Origin of the sequence: Flavobacterium aquicola (assembly GCF_003385115.1) — a bacterium.
Lineage (GTDB): Bacteria > Bacteroidota > Bacteroidia > Flavobacteriales > Flavobacteriaceae > Flavobacterium > Flavobacterium aquicola.
On record NZ_QUNI01000008.1, the window covers coordinates 30,920 to 49,646 of the forward strand.

The window sequence follows — 18,727 nt, forward strand, 5'->3', positions numbered from 1 at the left end:
AAAATACAAAAATGAATAAAGTACAAACCTACTCACTCTTCACAGACTTCGATATTGATTTATTTAAAGCGGGGAAACATTTTAGACTTTACGAAAAATTAGGAGCACATCTTATTGAAGTTGACGGTGTAAAAGGCGTTTATTTTGCCGTATGGGCTCCATCTGCAAGAACAGTTTCTGTAGTCGGCGATTTCAATTACTGGATACAGGGAGAACATCCTCTGCAGGTACGCTGGGACTCATCAGGAATCTGGGAAGGTTTTATTCCGGGAATAGAACAAGGGACAACATATAAATATAAAATACAATCGAATAACGGCGGAATAATTACCGAAAAAGCCGATCCGTTTGCTTTTTACTGCGAAAAACCACCGCATACCGCTTCTGTTATTTGGGATCTTGATTACAAGTGGAAAGACAAAAAATGGATGGAGACCCGCAAAGAACATAACGATTTAGACAAGCCTTATTCCGTTTATGAAGTTCATTTAGGTTCGTGGAAAAGACACGGTGAAGAAAATAGGTTTTTGACTTATTTAGAATACGCCGAAGATCTTGTGAACTATGTAAAAGAGACCGGATTTACGCATGTAGAATTTATGCCGGTAATGGAATATCCTTATGATCCATCATGGGGCTATCAATTGGTTGGATATTTTGCTCCAACTTCCCGTTTTGGAAATCCTCAGGATTTTATGGTATTGGTTGACAAACTACATCAGGCAGGCATTGGGGTAATTCTTGATTGGGTTCCTTCACATTTTCCAGAAGATGCACATGGATTGGGATTTTTTGACGGTTCTAACTTATTTGAACATCCAGACCGCCGTAAAGGCTATCATCCAGACTGGAAAAGCTTAGTTTTTAATTATGGTCGAAATGAAGTACGTTCCTTTTTAATAAGTAATGCTTTGTTTTGGTTACACCATTATCATATTGACGGACTGCGTGTAGATGCCGTTGCTTCAATGCTGTATCTGGATTATTCCAGAGAAGAAGGAGAGTGGGAGCCTAATGAATTTGGCGGAAGAGAAAACTTAGACACCATCAGTTTCTTAAAAGATTTTAATGAAGCTGTTTATTCGAATTATGACGGCGTGCAGACAATTGCTGAAGAAAGCACTTCATTCCCAATGGTTTCAAGACCAACATTTAATGGAGGTTTAGGCTTTGGAATGAAATGGATGATGGGCTGGATGCATGATACTTTAGAATATTTTCAAAAAGAAACAGTGTATAGAAAATACCATCAAAATGATCTTACTTTTTCAATGACTTATACTTACACTGAGAATTTCATGCTGCCACTTTCTCATGATGAAGTAGTGTATGGCAAAAGATCCATTGCAGGAAGAATGCCTGGCGATGAATGGCAAAAATTTGCAAATTTAAGATTACTTTACGGTTATATGTTTACCCATCCGGGAACCAAATTATTATTTATGGGTTCCGAATTTGGCCAAAGCGCCGAATGGGATTTTCAGAACAGTCTAGATTGGCATTTATTGCAGTATCCTTTTCACAATGGTATAAAAAAAACAATAACGAAACTGAACAAATTATACAAAACAGAACCTGCTTTGCATGAAAAACAGTTCAGCCCGGAAGGTTTTGAATGGATCAATTATTCAGATCACGAAAATGCGGTAATGTCCTATATCCGAAAAGGAAATGACCCGAAAGATAATTTAATTATTGTGCTTAATTTCACTCAGGTAGTAAGAGAAAATTATAGAATAGGTATTACTAGACCTGGAAAACTTATAGAAATATTCAATAGTGATGACGCTGATTTTGGCGGAAGCGGCGTAAAAAACGATAAAAATGTTTTCGTTGAAAATAATCCTTATGACGGTAAAGAATACTCAGCTATTTTAACGCTTCCTCCTTTGAGTGCAGTCGTTTATAAAATAGACGATACTAAATTGTAAATCATCTAAAGACCTGAATACAAAACAATAATAATTTAGCATTGAAAAATTAATGCTGTGAACAGTTTAGTTTTTGTTATTCCAATTAAAAAATAAATAAATTAGCAGCACAAAAAAGACAAATATGGCAGATTTAGCAAAAGGAAGCAAAAAATTATTAAACGCATGGGCATTTTACGATTGGGCAAATTCGGTTTACACACTTACAATTGCATCGGCTGTATTTCCAATATTTTACGACTCTTTATTTTCAGAAAATAATCATTATATAGATGTTTTTGGTTTTCATTTAAAAAACTCGGCTTTAATTAGTTTTACTACGGCGGCCGCTTTTTTGGTTATTAGTTTTATTTCTCCTTTATTATCGGGAATCGCTGATTATGTTGGAAATAAAAAATCATTCATGAAATTTTTCTGTTATCTAGGAGCGCTGTCCTGCATGGGATTGTACTTGTTTAATCTGGAAAGCATTTATATAGGACTTGCATTTTATTTTTTTGGACTGATAGGGTATTGGGGAAGTTTAGTTTTTTATAATTCATATTTACCAGATATTGCTTTTGAAGAGCAGCAGGATAAAATTAGCGCTAAGGGTTATTCTTTAGGGTATATTGGAAGCGTAATTTTATTGGTCATCAACCTAGCAATGATTATGAAACCTGAGTGGTTTAGAATTACAGGAACTGCTACCGTAAAAGCTTCAGAAATAGCCATGCGTTATTCTTTTGTAATGGTAGGAGCCTGGTGGATTTTATTTAGTCAATATACTTATTTCTATTTGCCAAAAGGAAATAAAAAAACGGGAGAAAAATTAACGAAGTCGGTTGTTTTTAATGGATTCAAGGAATTAAAAAAGGTTTGGTCATTATTAAATGAAAATGTTTCTTTGAGACGTTATTTGGCAGGTTTCTTTGTTTCGAGCATGGGAGTACAGACGGTTATGCTGGTTGCCACTTATTTTGGTGCGCAGGAAATCCAATGGTCATCTAAAGAAGAGAGTACTATTGGATTAATTAAATGTATTTTATTAATCCAGCTAGTAGCTGTTGTTGGAGCTGTTTTAACTTCAAAAGCTTCTGCCAAATTTGGAAATATTCCGACGTTAATTGCTATAAATAGTATTTGGGCTGTGTTTTGCGGTCTTGCTTTTTTTATAACACTGCCTATACATTTTTATATTATGGCAACTATCATTGGATTTGTAATGGGAGGAATTCAATCTTTGTCACGTTCTACTTATTCAAAATTACTGCCAGATACGGAAGATACTACTTCATTCTTTAGTTTTTATGATGTTGCCGAGAAAATCGGAATCGTAATTGGGATGTGTGTTTATGGTATTATTGACCAGATTACTGGAAGCCCAAGAATGGCAATTGTAATTTTAGCTGTCTTTTTTGTAATAGCTGTAATACTTTTGAAAAGAGTACCTAAAAAAGATGCCATATCTAATTAATCGGTATAAATAAAAGATAAAAAACAAGGCTGTCAATTTGTGACAGCCTTGTTTTTTTTGAATTATATTTTTGAAATTTCACCAGAACCGCTCACTTTGGTGTCTCTGTATTGAGGATTACCTTTATACTCAATATCTCCTGATCCAGAAACTCTGGCAAACAAATTTTCGGTACAGTTTACTTTCATATCACCTGATCCTGAAATAGAAACATTGGCTTTTTTTGAAATTAAATCAGCTGCATCTACATCACCAGAACCCGATGTTTTTGAGATAAAATTTTCTGTATTTCCTGTAACGACAACATCACCGGATCCGCTAAGATTTGCTTCAAAATCTGTCGCTTTGACATCCAGATTCAGATCACCAGAACCTGATAATTTGGCTTTCAGACTTGTAGCAACAATAGTATCTTTAGACTTAACATCCCCAGAACCAGAAAGAGAAACAGCACTTATTTGTTCAAAAGGAACTGTTAAAACGAGACTTTCTTTGGTACTGATATTTACACCTTTCTCTGTATAAATATGCAAAACATTATCTTTTACTTCCACTTTGATATAAGGCAGGATATTTTCTTCCCCTTGAATAGTTATAGCACCTTCTTTTCCAGAAACCAGTGCCACATCAAAAAAACCTGACACAGTGATTTCGTCATAACCTGCTGTAGTACGCTTCTCTGTAATTATTTTGCCGTTTCCTTTAATTTTTTTCCATTGAGCGTGTGTTACAGTAGTTACAAACAAGACTCCTAAAATGGCTAATTGAATTGATTTTTTCATTTTTTGATTAATTAAATTACTAATTTGATTTTTATGATTGAAACTATTTTTGAGCATCATTTTTATATAATTTTACATTTCCATAATCTGATGTTACTGTAATTTTATTTTCTCCTTTTTTCTTAAAATATCCACTAACTCTTTTAGATGTATTCGTTTCTTCTTTGGAATAAATATTCAATTCATTGTCATATTTGAAATCAGCATATTTTAAAAATACATCAAAATCAAAAATATAATTGTTTTGAAAACCAATATCAATGCCAGTGTAGGCCGCTGCAATTTGTATATTTCCAGCCTTTGGCTGAATGGCATCAATGTTAACGTTACTGTATCTTGTTTTTAGATTCAACTGATTCGACAATGAGCCCACATATATGGTCAGATAATTACCATTTGCATCCAAGCTGTTGAGTTTTTTAATTTTTACGCTTCCATATTTACTGTTGTATCTGATGTCGTTCCCCTGATTGATTTCAATCTCTGAATAATCAGAAAGTAAATCAAGTTTGTTCACTTCGTCCATTTTCAAGCCTGAATAGCGAGCATTTACAGCGCCATTTTTTAAAAATTCAATAGTAGAATTTGAAGAATAGCTTATCTGGATATTATTGCTGTTACCGTTTAATCTTCCTAAATTGATTTTACCATATTTGCAATTGATATCTGTTGTCGAAAAAAGATCAGCGGTACCAATATTTCCATATTTGTTATTCAGTTTTACCGTTCCGTTTTTTGGAATTTTTACAGTATAATTGATTTCGAAACTATTGTCTCTTCCATTTTTTTGTGTGCTGGTATTGGTAAAAGTCGTTTTGGCACTTACCATACTTTTTAAAGCTGTAAAATCAACATCGATCGCAGCTAATTTTGAATTCACCCAGTTTTCACTATTGCCACTGACTTTAATGACCACTTCGATTTCGATTTTATCTTCATTCCAAGTAGTAACAAAAATAGTTCCATAAGAGTTGTCAATATTTACTCCCGCATCACTGTTTACGATGTAGGCTTTACTGATGACTTTTTGTTTAGTATAATTAAAATCATCATTTGAAAATCCTATAAAAGGAATTAGTAAAAGGGCTAAAAGCAGTATATTAAATTGTTTTTTCATTTTTTAAATCTTTAAGTTTTTCTGTTTTTTCAATTTGCTGCAAAACATTCTGAAGAAATGAAATTCGTGTCTGCAGGTTACTTATCATTGCATAAATGATAGGTTTGCACTCCCCGTTAACTTCCAATTCATGTGTTATTTTTGCGTAATCGCTATCCAGCGATTTCATCTGCTGCAATGCATCATTTATTATTTTTTCGTTTTCGGGAGATTTTTTAGCTTTAATCTGATCCAGCTGCTGTTTTATCATGACAGTAAAAATAGAATCGGTCTGCTTAGTTTCCTTCGAAGCAAATTTCAGTTCTTTATGACTGTCAGCTTTTGGATAAAACATAGTAATCCCGAGTAATACAACTACCGAAGCAGCAACAGCATAAAATAAACTGTAGTTTTTCTTTCTCTTTTTAAGAACCAGTTTCTTTGAAAACTTATCAAAATGTTCCGTATTTAATTCCTGGATATCCCACTGATTTTCTAAATTTTCAAATAACTGATCTAATTTTTCATTTTCATTTTTCATAACGCATCTAATTTTTTTCTTAAACTTTCTTTTGCCCTGCTTAAGGTTGTTCTGCAGTTGGCATAACTAATTTTAAGAATTTCGCTTATTTCTTCCTGATCATAACCTTCTATATAAAACAAGGTCAAAACCATACTGTAATTGTATTTCAAGGACTGAATTGCATCCAGAACCTGCTTTACTTTTAAATTATTAAAATCTATTTTTTCTTCCCGGTCATTATCGTTTTCTTCTAGTTTATAAAGTGTTTTTTCAAAATCTTCTGTTTTAAACTGATTGTTTTTTTTGTAAAAATCAATACTGTAATTCACTATAATTCGTTTCAGCCAGGCACCGAAAGCAACTTCCTGTTTAAAGTCATTTATTTTGGTAAATGCTTTCAAAAAGCCTTCCTGCATAACGTCTTCCGCAAAATGCTCATCTTTCACAATTCTATAGGCCACATTATACATCGCCTTGCAATAGCGATTATAAATCTCAAATTGTGCTTTCTGATTATTCTCTTTGCAGAGCGTAATTAAATCTTCGATATTTTGGCTGGTCAAATTCAATTAAATAGTAATGATTTATAATAGAGACATGAATATTTTTAGTTTGTTACAGTTTTATTTTAAATATATTCTTTCATGCATCAGTTTGAAATAAAATATAAATATATAGCACTTAGTATTTTATTCCAAAAAAAGAAAATTTCACTAATTTAATAAGAAAATTGTTTTAAAAATAAAATAATTTTTACATATAATATTACAATACTTTTGGTCAAATTTTAAAAAAAAATATTTCATGAAAAAAATTAGTATTTTATTTCTATCAGTCTTTATTTCTACAGTTTCATTAATTTCTTGTAGTAAAGATGATAATGATGATAATTATGACAACGTCGAAGTGATTGCTGAAGATGGTACGTTAAAAGTTGATTTTGATGGTCAGACTTTTTTATCCACATCTGTTCAGGCTATCGTAAAAAAAAGTATTTCTAATAATTTAATTTCTATTACAGGAATGAGGTCTTCAAATGGAGACGTTATACAAATTACTTTGCCTACAAGTAAAGTTGGGACTTACACATGGAGTGCTTATGCTAATACCAACGGAACTTTAGGAATAGCATATATCCCTGCTAACTCAGCAAATTCTTTTATATGCGTTGCTAAGGAAGACGCTGCAGATGTTGCTAATTATACTGATACAGGAAGTGTTACCATTACATCAATTGACCAAACAACAAAAAAAATATCAGGTACTTTCCAATTTACAGGCGTTGATTTTACAGGAGCAAATAATAAACCTGAAATAAAAGTTTTTACAAAAGGATCTTTTACAAACATATCCTTTAATACTGATGTTCCACCATCAATTACAAATACTTTTTCTGCCAAATTAGACGGAGCTATTTTTACAGCTACAAATGTAATGGCTATATCACAAGGTGGTAAAATATTAATTTCTGCAAGAAAAGGAGATGTAGAAACCATAGGAATATCTTTACCAAATACCATTAAGGCTGGAACTTATGCTGTTGAAGCTTATGGATTGGATTATACATTTCAATATACAAAAGATATGACTTCAAACGGTATTTTTACAGGAGAAGGTTCTATCGTAATTACAAGTCATGATACATCGAAGAAAATAATTAAAGGTACTTTTACTTCTAAATATACTTCGTTTTTTGTTAACAATGTTTATAATGCTACTGAAGGAGTTTTTAGTGTTTCCTATTAAATTTTATTTCTTTTTGTATTTAAATCCGCTTAATAGCGGATTTTTTATTTTTCATAAATTAACATAAAACAAAAACACTTTTTAATTCTTATTTTTTGGCATAATCATTGCCTTATTAAAGCTCAAATATTTTAATAGATTTATAACAACAATATTAGCCCAAAATATTGTCGTGAAATCTTATATTTGCGTTCCTATCTAAAAATTAATGACAAAAAGACTTAAATACAACTATGTCAAATCATAAAATACTTACTATTGACAATCTGTCACTTCAAGAATTTGATTCGGAAGCTGAATTAATTCCATTATTGACTCCAGAGGATGAGGAAGAAATGAATAATGAAGAATTACCTGATTTTTTACCAATTTTACCTTTACGTAATACTGTTTTGTTTCCTGGAGTTGTTATTCCGATTTCGGCAGGGAGAGATAAATCAATAAAACTGATTAATGACGCCAATACTGACGGAAAAGTAATTGGAGTGGTAGCTCAGATAAATGAAGATGATGAAGATCCGACTTTCAACGATATCAATAAAATTGGTACAGTAGCGCGCATTCTTCGTGTTTTAAAAATGCCGGATGGTAATGTAACAGTTATTCTGCAGGGAAAAAAACGTTTTGAGATTGACGAAGTAGTATCTGATACCCCTTATTTAAAAGCAAAAATTAAAGAGGTTCCTGAAAAAAGACCCGCTAAAAAAGACACTGAATTCAATGCAATCATTGATTCTGTAAAAGAACTTGCTGTCAAAATTATCAGTGAAAGCCCAAATATTCCAACAGAAGCGACTTTTGCCATCAAAAACATTGGCAGTCCTTCGTTCTTGATCAATTTTGTTTCTTCAAACATGAATTTAACTGTTAAAGAAAAACAAGATTTGTTATCTATTAACGGATTAAAGGAACGTGCTCTTGAAACGCTTCGCTATATGAATGTGGAGCTGCAAAAACTAGAACTTAAAAATGATATTCAGTCCAAAGTCCGTTTTGATTTAGATCAGCAGCAAAGAGAATATTTCCTTCATCAGCAAATGAAAACCATCCAAGAAGAATTGGGCGGCGTTTCGCATGAGGAGGAAATTGATGAAATGAGCTTGAAAGCCAAAACCAAAAATTGGGATGCAAAAACGCAGACACATTTCGAAAAAGAATTGTCAAAAATGCGCAGAATGAATCCACAGGCTCCTGATTTTGGAATTCAAAGAAATTATCTAGAACTCTTTTTAGATTTACCTTGGGGTGATTATTCAAAGGATAATTTTGATTTAAAACATGCTCAAAAAATATTAGACAAAGATCATTTTGGTTTAGAAGATGTCAAAAAGAGAATGATTGAACATTTGGCTGTTCTTAAATTAAGAAATGACATGAAGTCACCAATCATCTGTTTAACAGGACCTCCGGGTGTCGGAAAAACATCTATTGGACGATCTGTTGCCGAAGCATTGGGCAGGGAATATGTCCGTATATCGTTAGGAGGTTTACGTGATGAAGCCGAAATCCGCGGACATAGAAAAACCTATATTGGCGCTATGCCCGGACGTATCATTCAGAGTTTAAAGAAAGCTGGAACATCAAATCCTGTGTTTGTTTTGGACGAAATTGATAAGTTATCTTCCAGCCACAGCGGTGATCCGTCATCAGCATTGTTAGAGGTTTTAGACCCTGAACAAAACAGTGCTTTTTATGACAATTTCCTTGAAATGGGTTACGATTTATCAAAAGTAATGTTCATCGCAACTTCCAATAATATGGCAGCGATACAGCCAGCTTTGATTGACAGAATGGAAGTTATAAAAATGTCAGGATACACCATTGAAGAGAAAGTTGAAATTGCCAGAAAGCATTTGTTCTCTAAACAACTGACTGCTCACGGACTGAAAGCTAAAGATTTAACTATTGGTAAAAAACAATTAGAGAAAATAGTAGAAGGTTATACTCGCGAATCCGGTGTACGCGGATTGGAAAATAAAATTGCACAGATTGTCCGCAATGCAGCCAAATCTGTAGCGATGGAGGAGGAGTACAATAAAAAAGTGACCGACGAAGACATTATAAAAGTCTTAGGTGTTCCAAGACTGGAAAGAGATAAATACGAAAATAATGAAGTAGCTGGTGTTGTTACCGGTCTTGCTTGGACAAGTGTGGGAGGAGATATTTTATTTATTGAGTCTTTACTTTCACCTGGAAAAGGATCGATGACTATTACTGGAAATCTAGGTACTGTAATGAAAGAGTCAGCAACCATTGCTTTAGAATATATTAAAGCCAATGCTGAATTATTGGGATTGAATCCAGAAGTTTTAAATAAATATAACATCCATCTACACGTACCGGAAGGAGCAACTCCAAAAGATGGTCCTAGTGCCGGTATTGCGATGCTGACATCATTGGTTTCTTTGCTTTCGCAAAAAAGAGTGAAGAAAAACTTAGCTATGACAGGAGAAATCACTTTGAGAGGAAAAGTATTGCCAGTTGGAGGGATTAAAGAAAAAATCTTGGCTGCAAAAAGAGCTAACATCAAAGAAATCATCTTATGTCATGAAAATAAAAGTGATATTGATGAAATCAAACCCGAATATTTAGAAGGTCTCAGCTTTCATTATGTAAAAGAAATGAGTGAAGTTCTAGAATTAGCCATTACGAAAGACAAAGTTAAAAACGCAAAAGATTTAAAATAAATATCAATAAATCAATATCTTATATTCCAAATTTCAATTCCGAATTAAATCGTGTCATTGAAATTTGGAATTTATTTTTTTAGAATTTGTCCCCTTCATTTTCTATTTCACAATTTGATTTATATTCATTTATTGGTTGTTATTTTTTGTAAGTTTGAGGCTTGGAATTTCAAACTTACTTTTAAATATTGTATGTCCCAAAAACTTATATTTTATTATTCACTTCTAATTTGTTCTGTTTCTTACGGACAAATCGGAGGGAAGCACACTTATGAGTTTTTAAATCTGATTACTTCCCCAAGACAAGCTGCATTAGGAGGCAAAACTATTACCATTTATGATGAAGATGTCAATCAGGCACTTTTTAATCCTGCATCCATCAATATGGAAATGGATAATCATTTGTCCTTAAACTACGGAAATTATTACCAAGAGGTAACCTACGGAACTGCTTCTTATGCGTATACGTACGATCAGCATCTGCAGACATTTCAAGCAGGAATCAATTATATTAATTACGGAAAATTTGACGGATATGATGAAAATGGTCTAGAAACCAGCTCATTCACAGGAAGCGAAATTGCCCTTTCTCTAGGATACGCATATAATATTCCTTATACTGATATTCATATAGGAGCCAATGCTAAACTTATTCAGTCTTCACTGGAAAGCTACAGCTCTTTTGGAGGAGCTGTCGACTTGGGAATGGTATACATCGATGAAAAAAATGATGTGAACTGGGCTTTGACATTAAAAAATATTGGGACACAGTTTACTACCTATGACGGAACGGCAGAGCAGCTGCCTTTTGAAATCATTGCAGGAGTTTCTCAGGAATTAGAACACGTACCTTTACGCTGGCACCTAACTGTTGAAAATTTACAGCAATGGGATTTGTCTTTTTCGAATCCTGAAAATTCTGAAACATCATTAGACGGCACAACTTCCGAAGAAAAAATATCTTTTTTCAACAATGCCCTGCGTCACATGATTTTTGGAGCAGAACTTTTCCCAAAGAAAGCTTTTAATATTCGATTAGGCTACAATTTTAGAAGAGGTCAAGAGCTGCAGATTCAAGATCAGCGAAATTTTTCGGGTCTTTCGTTAGGTTTTGGACTCAAACTGAATAAATTAAAATTAAATTATTCCTATTCTAAATATACTCTGGCTGGAAATACAAGTCTGTTTGGATTGGTAATTAATTTTGGAGAATAATTTTAGAATATAAAATAAAGACAGCAGAACATAAACATGAAAAAAATTACCATAGCTATAGATGGATTTTCATCAACCGGGAAAAGCACTCTGGCAAAACAATTAGCAAAACATTTAGGATATGTATACGTAGATACTGGTGCGATGTACCGCGCGGTCACTTTGTTTGCGATGCAGAATAATTGTATAGGAATCGAATTTTTAGATAAAGACAAATTGGTAAACAGCTTGGCTTCGATAAAACTAAATTTCAAATTCAATCCAGAATTGGGTTTTGCAGAAATGTATCTAAATGATGTTAACGTAGAAACCGAAATCAGAACTTTGGAAGTTTCCAGTTTTGTCAGTACGGTTGCAGAAATTTCAGAAGTACGCTCAAAATTAGTAGAACAGCAGCAGGAAATGGGCAAAGAAAAAGGAATTGTAATGGACGGAAGAGATATTGGAACCGTTGTTTTCCCTAATGCCGAACTTAAAATATTCATGACAGCCGGAGCTGATACTCGTGCACAAAGACGTTTTGATGAACTGCAGGCAAAAGGAGATAACGTGTCTTATGAAGAAGTTTTAAAAAATGTCGTAGAAAGAGATTATATTGATACGCACAGAGAAGATTCTCCCTTGATAATCGCCGAAGATGCTATTGAAATTGACAACTCCTATTTAGACAGAAAAGAGCAGTTTGATGCCGTTCTTGAATTGGTAAATGAAGTTATTAATACTTTATAATTTTTTTGGTAATCTTATTTTAAATAGTAGATTTACAGCCTCCAAATTTATTTAAACAAAAAACACAAATCGTCTTATGGGAATTAAAAACAGATTGATAGTAATGAGCTTTCTTCAATTTTTTGTATGGGGAGCATGGCTTATTACAATTGCAAATTATTGGTTTGGAACTAAAAACTGGGAAGGAACCCAATTTGGATTAGTCTTTGGAACTATGGGAATTGCTTCTCTTTTTATGCCAACAATTGCAGGTATAATTGCCGATAGATGGGTAAATGCTGAAAAATTATATGGTATCCTTCAAATTTTATATGCCGGAGTTTTGTTTTACATTCCTGAAGTTGCCACTCCTAATAGTTTTATATATGTAATGCTCTTAGCTATGTGTTTCTACATGCCTACTATTGCCTTGAGTAATTCTATTTCTTATAATGCCTTAAAAACAAATGGATTAGATGTTGTTAAAAGTTTTCCGCCTATTCGTGTTTTTGGGACAATAGGTTTTATTGCCGCTATGTGGATTGTCAATTTAACTGGAAATAAAGCAACAGCTTACCAGTTTTATATAGCAGGAATTTCGGCAGTGGTTTTAGGAATTTATGCTTTTACACTGCCAAAGTGCAAACCACAGCGGTTAATTAAAGAAAATGCTTCGCTGATTGATACTTTAGGATTAGGTTCTTTTAAATTATTTGCCAATTACAAAATGGCTTTATTCTTTATTTTCTCAATGTTTTTGGGCGGTGCTTTACAGCTAACCAATGCTTACGGCGATGTATTTTTGGATGAATTCAAACATTTTCCTTTATATGCAGACTCATTTGTTGTGAAATATTCAACTATTATTATGTCGATTTCTCAAATTTCGGAAACGTTATTTATATTGGCAATTCCATTTTTTCTGAAGCGTTTTGGAATTAAACAAGTTATGCTGATCAGTATGCTTGCGTGGGTGCTGCGTTTTGGTTTGTTTTCATTTGGAAATCCTGTTGATGGATTGTGGATGATTATCCTTTCTTGCATTGTTTACGGAATGGCTTTTGATTTTTTTAATATCTCGGGTTCATTATTTGTAGAGACTCACACTGATAATACAAATCGCTCTTCGGCGCAGGGAATGTTTATGATGATGACCAATGGAGTAGGAGCAATACTGGGAAGCTTTACTTCGGGCTGGGCAATTGACCGTTTTTTTACAAAGTCTTTCAGTACAGTAGCGGAATTAGCCACTTTTTTGAAGACCGATGTTACAAACTCAAAAATGCTGGAATTTATAAAAGGCCAAGGAAATTCAATTAATGCAGATGGTTTACTGCAAAATGCAATTATGATGAAAGACTGGCACATGATTTGGTTAGCTTTTGCGATCTATTCTTTGATTGTTGCGATTGCATTTGCCATTTTATTCAAACATGAGCACAATCCCAATGAAGCAGTCGATTTGAATCATTAAAAATATATAGTAAACCCGGGAAATTTAAAAATTTACCGGGTTTACTGTTTTAATCAATGACTTCAAAATACAACTGAAGACCTAACTTTAAGTATTTAAGGAATCGTTATGAATAAAATAAAATCCGATTAATTATTTGTGCAACTGCTAAAAATTAAACAGCCTCATCTCTTCTAAAAAACTAAACTTCTAATCTAGCTCCGATAGAAGTGAAAATCCTAGTTTGCCGGGGTTCGGCAAACAAGATTGTAACGGATAGCGGGACTAAACTTCCTATAAAATGCAAAATTTTCTGCTCCTAAAGCAATAGATTGATAATCATGTGTGTTTTCTTTTGCTAGTTCAGAAAAAAGAATTAATTTTGCAGACCTTTTGGTGGATAGGAGTTTCCTTTAGGTATCAACAATTTAAGTAAAACAACTTCTGTATTTTTCTTTCGCATGGAGAAACTCGAGAAAAAACAGAATACAAATTTTTTATCAGCATGTCTGAACAATTAAAATCACAAGAAGAGTTTTTAGCAAATTTCAACTGGCACAACTTTGAAGAAGGTATCGATGCAGTAGATGAGAAAAACTTGTTGGAATTCGAAGAACTAGTATCAAAAACTTTTATCGCTACTGACCAAGAAGAAGTAGTTGAAGGAGTAGTTGTGAGAATTACAGATAGAGACGTTATCGTTGATATCAACGCAAAATCGGAAGGTGTTATTTCATTAAACGAATTCCGTTACAACCCAAACTTAAAAGTAGGTGACAAAGTAGAAGTATTAATTGACATCCGTGAGGACAAAACTGGTCAACTAGTATTATCACACAGAAAAGCACGTACTATCAAATCTTGGGATAGAGTTATTGCTGCAAACGAAACAGGAGAAATCGTTAATGGTTTTGTAAAATGCAGAACTAAAGGTGGTATGATCGTTGATGTTTTCGGAATTGAAGCATTCTTACCAGGATCTCAAATTGACGTTAAGCCAATTAGAGATTACGATGTATATGTAAACAAAATGATGGAATTCAAAGTGGTAAAAATTAACCACGAATTCAAAAACGTTGTTGTATCTCATAAAGCGCTTATTGAAGCTGACATCGAAGTACAGAAAAAAGAAATTATCGGTCAATTACAAAAAGGACAAGTATTAGAAGGTGTTGTTAAAAACATTACTTCTTATGGTGTGTTTATTGACTTAGGTGGTGTTGACGGATTAATCCACATTACTGACCTTTCTTGGTCAAGAATCAACCACCCAAGTGAAGTTCTTGAATTAGACCAAAAATTAAACGTTGTAATCCTTGATTTCGATGATGAGAAAACAAGAATTCAATTAGGATTGAAACAATTAAACGCTCACCCATGGGATGCTTTGAACGCTGATTTAAAAATTGGTGACAAAGTAAACGGTAAAGTAGTTGTAATCGCTGATTACGGTGCATTTATCGAAGTTGCTGAAGGTGTTGAAGGTTTAATCCACGTTTCTGAAATGTCATGGTCTACTCACTTACGTTCTGCTCAAGATTTCGTAAAAGTTGGAGATGTTGTTGAAGCTGTTATCTTAACTTTAGATAGAGATGACCGTAAAATGTCATTAGGTATCAAACAATTGACTCAAGATCCATGGACTGATATCACTGCTAAATACCCAGTAGGTTCTAAACATACAGGTATCGTTAGAAACTTTACAAACTTTGGAATTTTCGTAGAATTAGAAGAAGGAATTGATGGATTAATCTACATTTCTGACCTTTCTTGGACTAAGAAAATCAAACATCCATCTGAATTTGTAAATGTTGGTGAGAAATTAGACGTAGTTGTATTAGAATTAGATGTTGACGGACGTAAATTATCTTTAGGTCACAAACAAACTACTGCTAATCCTTGGGATCAATACGAAGATTCTTTCGCTGTAGGAACTATCCACAATGGTGAGATTTCTGAAATCGTTGACAAAGGAGCTACTGTAGAATTCGGTGAAGATATCGTTGCTTTCATTCCTACTCGTCACCTTGAAAAAGAAGACGGTAAAAAATTGAAAAAAGGAGATTTTGCTGATTTCAAAGTAATTGAATTCAACAAAGAATTCAAAAGAGTAGTTGCTTCTCACACTGCTATCTTCCGTGAAGAAGAAGAGAAAAACGTGAAAGCTGCAACTGAAAATACTTCATCTGCATCTACTACAAATGCACCTGCTGCAACTTTAGGAGACAACAATGATGTATTAGCTGCATTGAAAGCTAAAATGGAAAAATCAGAGAAAAAATAATTCTTAGATTTTTTGAAATATGGAAAGCCTCACAGAAATGTGAGGTTTTTTTTGTTTTATATTTTGTCTTTTTAACAAAAAAAATTGTGTTATAGTTGTAAAAAGTTACTTTTGTATGAAAATTTACATATATGAAGAAAATTTACTTTTTAATTTTAGTTTTGTGTTTTATTAATGGTGTTTGTGCGCAGGTAATTAATTTTCCTGATGCTAAATTTAAAGCAAAATTACTGGAAGCTTCAACTGATAATTCCCTCGCTTTCAACACTGATGGAGTCAATTTTAAAGTAGATGCAAATAATGATGGTGAAATAGAGGTAAGCGAAGCAATAAATGTTGGCCAACTATATCTTCAAGGGACAGAAATTTCTAATTTAACTGGTGTTGAGAATTTTACAAATTTAGTATCCTTAAATTGCCAAGGAAATAAATTAACAAATTTAAATATTAGCAATTTATTACTACTTGAATATTTAGAATGTAGTTACAATCAATTAGAAAATTTAACTTTTGGCGCAAATATTCTTAAGGATTTACAATGTTATAATAATAAATTAACGAGTTTGGATTTGAATAATTTAATATTACTTGAAAGTTTAAATTGCAACAATAATGCATTAAGTCAATTAGATGTTCAGCAAAATAGAAAACTTATTAATTTGAATTGTAATACTAATAAAATTTCTAATTTAAATTTAGTGGGATTAACAAATCTGCGTAGTTTAAATTGCAACGAAAATATTTTGACTAATTTAAATATTAATGGATTAAGCTCTCTAACATCGATTGAATGTTCCATAAATAAACTAACAAATTTAGATTTAAACGAAAACATCAGTTTACAAGATTTAGATTGTTCATCAAATCAACTTACAAACATAAATTTAACTGGACTATCTAAACTTTATCTTTTGAATTTATTTGAAAATAAGCTAACCACACTTGACCTTACAGGACTGTCGGAACTAATGTATTTAAGTTTTTTTGATAATGGTATTGAAACTATAGATCTTACCAATTCACCTAAAATAATCGATTTGAGCGGTGGAAAAAATCCACTAGTATCGATAGATTTAGCTCAATTGTCTAATCTCGAAACCTTATGGTTAGGGAATGCTTTAATACATTCTCTAGACTTGAGTAATTTAAATAAACTCACAGGCGTTAATATATCTGATTGCCCAAATTTAGAATCTATAAACCTAAAAAATGGTAGTTTTGAAGATTTGAATTATTTAGAGGTTGAATTAAAGGATTATTACAAAACAGATTTTAGTAATTTCTCCAATTGTCCTAAATTAAAATACATTTGCGGAGATCAGGGAGAGCTTGAATCTATTACACTAAAAACAGTAGGTTATAATTATACCGATTGTATTGTTGGTGGATATTGCTCTTTTGATGAAGGAGGGGCAAACTACACTATTAAAGGGAACAATAGACTAGACACTAATAAAAATGGTTGTGATGATTCTGATTTGCCAGCAGCAAATGTTAAGTTTATTATTTCTGACGGGATTGAAACAGGAACTATAGTCACGAATAATTCAGGCAATTATTCTATCAAAGTTAAGGAAGGAACTTATAGCGTTACTCCAATTTTAGAAAATAAAGACTATTTTACAATTTCACCAAGCTCTATAAATATTGCTTTTCCAACAGATGTAACTCCTTTTATCCAAAATTTTTGTATTACACCAATTGCTATTCACAATGATTTAGAAATTACTTTAATTCCACTTGAAGCAGCTAGGCCAGGATTTGACACAAAGTATAAATTGATATATAAAAACAAAGGTAATACTGTACAATCTGGAATTGTAAATTTAACTTTTGAGGATATTGTTTTAGATGTAGTGACCTCCAATCCTTTCATTTCCTACCAAAACGAAAATAATTTATCTTGGGATTTCACCAATTTAAAACCATTTGAAACTCGTGAAATTGCCTTAACACTAAATTTAAATGGCCCAATGGAAATACCAGCAGTTGTAAACGGGGCTATTTTGCGTTATAAAGCAGCAATAAATACTATTGACACTGATGAAAACACAAATGACAATACATTTTATTTTGATCACACTGTTGTTGGTTCTTTAGATCCAAATGACAAAACCTGTTTGGAAGGTGACGTTATTACACCTAGTTTAATAGGTGAATATGTTCATTATTTAATTCGTTTTGAAAATACAGGAACATATCCTGCTCAGAATATTGTTGTGAAAGATATGATTGACTTATCAAAATTTGATATTTCGACTTTGATTCCAACGAGTTCAAGTCATTCCTTTGTAACTAAAATTTCTGAAGGAAATAAAGTGGAATTTATTTTTGAAAACATCAATCTTCCTTTTGATGATACAAACAATGACGGTTATATCGCTTTTAAAATCAAAACACTGCCCACACTGGTTACTGGAGATTCATTTGATAATGAAGCTAATATCTACTTTGATTACAATTTTCCTGTTTTAACTAATAAAGCTACTTCTACTTTTAAAACAACATTGGACAAATCTGATTTTGAATTTTCCAATTATTTTAGCGTTTATCCAAATCCAGCAAATGAAGTTTTAAATATTTCGGTACAAAAAGATATCAAAATTCAGTCAATTTCAATTTATGATATTTTGGGACAATTGGTAATTGCACTTCCTAATATAAAAGATGCTTCAAAAATTGATGTTTCCAATTTAAGAACTGGAAATTATTTTCTAAAAATAAAAGCAGACAAAGGAAGTTCTAGTTTTAAATTTATTAAAAAATAAGTTATGATTGATTGGGAGAATACCACCTTCAATAAATAAAAAATCAAATATATTATTAAAAAATAGTTTTCCAACTTT

At 32.5% G+C, this 18,727-nt stretch carries 13 protein-coding genes; 9 read left to right on the forward strand and 4 right to left on the reverse strand.

What is annotated here, in order from left to right:
- Positions 1-11 precede the first annotated feature (11 nt).
- Both glgB and C8P67_RS14165 read left to right on the forward strand, forming a co-directional pair.
- Positions 12-1,931, forward strand: a complete 1,920-nt coding sequence (gene glgB / locus C8P67_RS14160) for a 1,4-alpha-glucan branching protein GlgB (RefSeq protein WP_115813822.1) — start codon at positions 12-14, stop codon at positions 1,929-1,931.
- 124 nt (positions 1,932-2,055) lie between these two features.
- The gene (locus C8P67_RS14165) at positions 2,056-3,387 is read left to right on the forward strand and encodes an MFS transporter (protein WP_115813823.1); all 1,332 of its coding nucleotides are present in this window, start codon (positions 2,056-2,058) and stop codon (positions 3,385-3,387) included.
- A gap of 62 nt (positions 3,388-3,449) precedes the next feature.
- Here the strand turns inward: C8P67_RS14165 and C8P67_RS14170 are convergent, their stop codons facing one another.
- From C8P67_RS14170 to C8P67_RS14185, 4 genes are read right to left on the reverse strand one after another with little or no spacing between them, the layout of a single operon-like run.
- Complete coding sequence (locus tag C8P67_RS14170) at positions 3,450-4,169, reverse strand: head GIN domain-containing protein (RefSeq protein WP_115813964.1); 720 nt, start codon at positions 4,167-4,169, stop codon at positions 3,450-3,452.
- A 43-nt stretch (positions 4,170-4,212) separates the two neighbouring features.
- Complete coding sequence (locus C8P67_RS14175; protein ID WP_115813824.1) at positions 4,213-5,286, reverse strand: hypothetical protein; 1,074 nt, start codon at positions 5,284-5,286, stop codon at positions 4,213-4,215.
- Complete coding sequence (locus C8P67_RS14180) at positions 5,270-5,806, reverse strand: anti-sigma factor (RefSeq protein WP_115813825.1); 537 nt, start codon at positions 5,804-5,806, stop codon at positions 5,270-5,272. Before C8P67_RS14180 ends, C8P67_RS14175 begins: the two co-directional genes overlap by 17 nt.
- Entirely contained in the window at positions 5,803-6,357 is a 555-nt protein-coding gene (locus tag C8P67_RS14185) for an RNA polymerase sigma factor (protein WP_115813826.1), read from the reverse strand. Before C8P67_RS14185 ends, C8P67_RS14180 begins: the two co-directional genes overlap by 4 nt.
- A gap of 235 nt (positions 6,358-6,592) precedes the next feature.
- Here C8P67_RS14185 and C8P67_RS14190 point away from each other — a divergent pair, with 235 nt between their 5' ends.
- From C8P67_RS14190 to C8P67_RS14220, 7 genes are all read left to right on the forward strand, one after another.
- Positions 6,593-7,534: a DUF6252 family protein gene (locus C8P67_RS14190; protein ID WP_115813827.1), complete on the forward strand. Its 942-nt coding sequence runs from the start codon at positions 6,593-6,595 to the stop codon at positions 7,532-7,534.
- A gap of 233 nt (positions 7,535-7,767) precedes the next feature.
- Positions 7,768-10,221 (forward strand): endopeptidase La, encoded by a 2,454-nt coding sequence (gene lon / locus C8P67_RS14195; RefSeq protein ID WP_115813828.1) that lies wholly within the window; start codon positions 7,768-7,770, stop codon positions 10,219-10,221.
- Positions 10,222-10,413: 192 nt separating this feature from the next.
- Positions 10,414-11,436, forward strand: a complete 1,023-nt coding sequence (porQ, locus tag C8P67_RS14200; protein ID WP_115813829.1) for a type IX secretion system protein PorQ — start codon at positions 10,414-10,416, stop codon at positions 11,434-11,436.
- A gap of 36 nt (positions 11,437-11,472) precedes the next feature.
- Positions 11,473-12,165, forward strand: coding sequence for a (d)CMP kinase (gene cmk, locus C8P67_RS14205; protein WP_115813830.1), 693 nt, complete (start codon positions 11,473-11,475; stop codon positions 12,163-12,165).
- Between the two features lie 76 nt (positions 12,166-12,241).
- Positions 12,242-13,618, forward strand: coding sequence for a nucleoside permease (locus tag C8P67_RS14210; RefSeq protein WP_115813831.1), 1,377 nt, complete (start codon positions 12,242-12,244; stop codon positions 13,616-13,618).
- A gap of 484 nt (positions 13,619-14,102) precedes the next feature.
- The gene (gene rpsA / locus C8P67_RS14215; protein ID WP_115813832.1) at positions 14,103-15,881 is read left to right on the forward strand and encodes a 30S ribosomal protein S1; all 1,779 of its coding nucleotides are present in this window, start codon (positions 14,103-14,105) and stop codon (positions 15,879-15,881) included.
- A gap of 131 nt (positions 15,882-16,012) precedes the next feature.
- Positions 16,013-18,649 carry a DUF7619 domain-containing protein gene (locus C8P67_RS14220; protein ID WP_115813833.1) on the forward strand — a complete coding sequence of 879 codons (2,637 nt, stop codon included), beginning with the start codon at positions 16,013-16,015 and terminating at the stop codon, positions 18,647-18,649.
- The last annotated feature ends 78 nt before the right edge of the window (positions 18,650-18,727 follow it).

Coding starts and splice junctions, on each gene's coding strand:
- C8P67_RS14190 (WP_115813827.1), top strand. CDS start 6,593: ATGAAAAAAATTAGTATTTTATTTCTATCAGTCTTTATTTCTACAGTT.
- C8P67_RS14170 (WP_115813964.1), bottom strand. CDS start 4,169: ATGAAAAAATCAATTCAATTAGCCATTTTAGGAGTCTTGTTTGTAACT.
- C8P67_RS14180 (WP_115813825.1), bottom strand. CDS start 5,806: ATGAAAAATGAAAATGAAAAATTAGATCAGTTATTTGAAAATTTAGAA.
- lon (WP_115813828.1), top strand. CDS start 7,768: ATGTCAAATCATAAAATACTTACTATTGACAATCTGTCACTTCAAGAA.
- glgB (WP_115813822.1), top strand. CDS start 12: ATGAATAAAGTACAAACCTACTCACTCTTCACAGACTTCGATATTGAT.
- C8P67_RS14210 (WP_115813831.1), top strand. CDS start 12,242: ATGGGAATTAAAAACAGATTGATAGTAATGAGCTTTCTTCAATTTTTT.
- C8P67_RS14220 (WP_115813833.1), top strand. CDS start 16,013: ATGAAGAAAATTTACTTTTTAATTTTAGTTTTGTGTTTTATTAATGGT.
- rpsA (WP_115813832.1), top strand. CDS start 14,103: ATGTCTGAACAATTAAAATCACAAGAAGAGTTTTTAGCAAATTTCAAC.
- C8P67_RS14165 (WP_115813823.1), top strand. CDS start 2,056: ATGGCAGATTTAGCAAAAGGAAGCAAAAAATTATTAAACGCATGGGCA.
- porQ (WP_115813829.1), top strand. CDS start 10,414: ATGTCCCAAAAACTTATATTTTATTATTCACTTCTAATTTGTTCTGTT.
- cmk (WP_115813830.1), top strand. CDS start 11,473: ATGAAAAAAATTACCATAGCTATAGATGGATTTTCATCAACCGGGAAA.
- C8P67_RS14175 (WP_115813824.1), bottom strand. CDS start 5,286: ATGAAAAAACAATTTAATATACTGCTTTTAGCCCTTTTACTAATTCCT.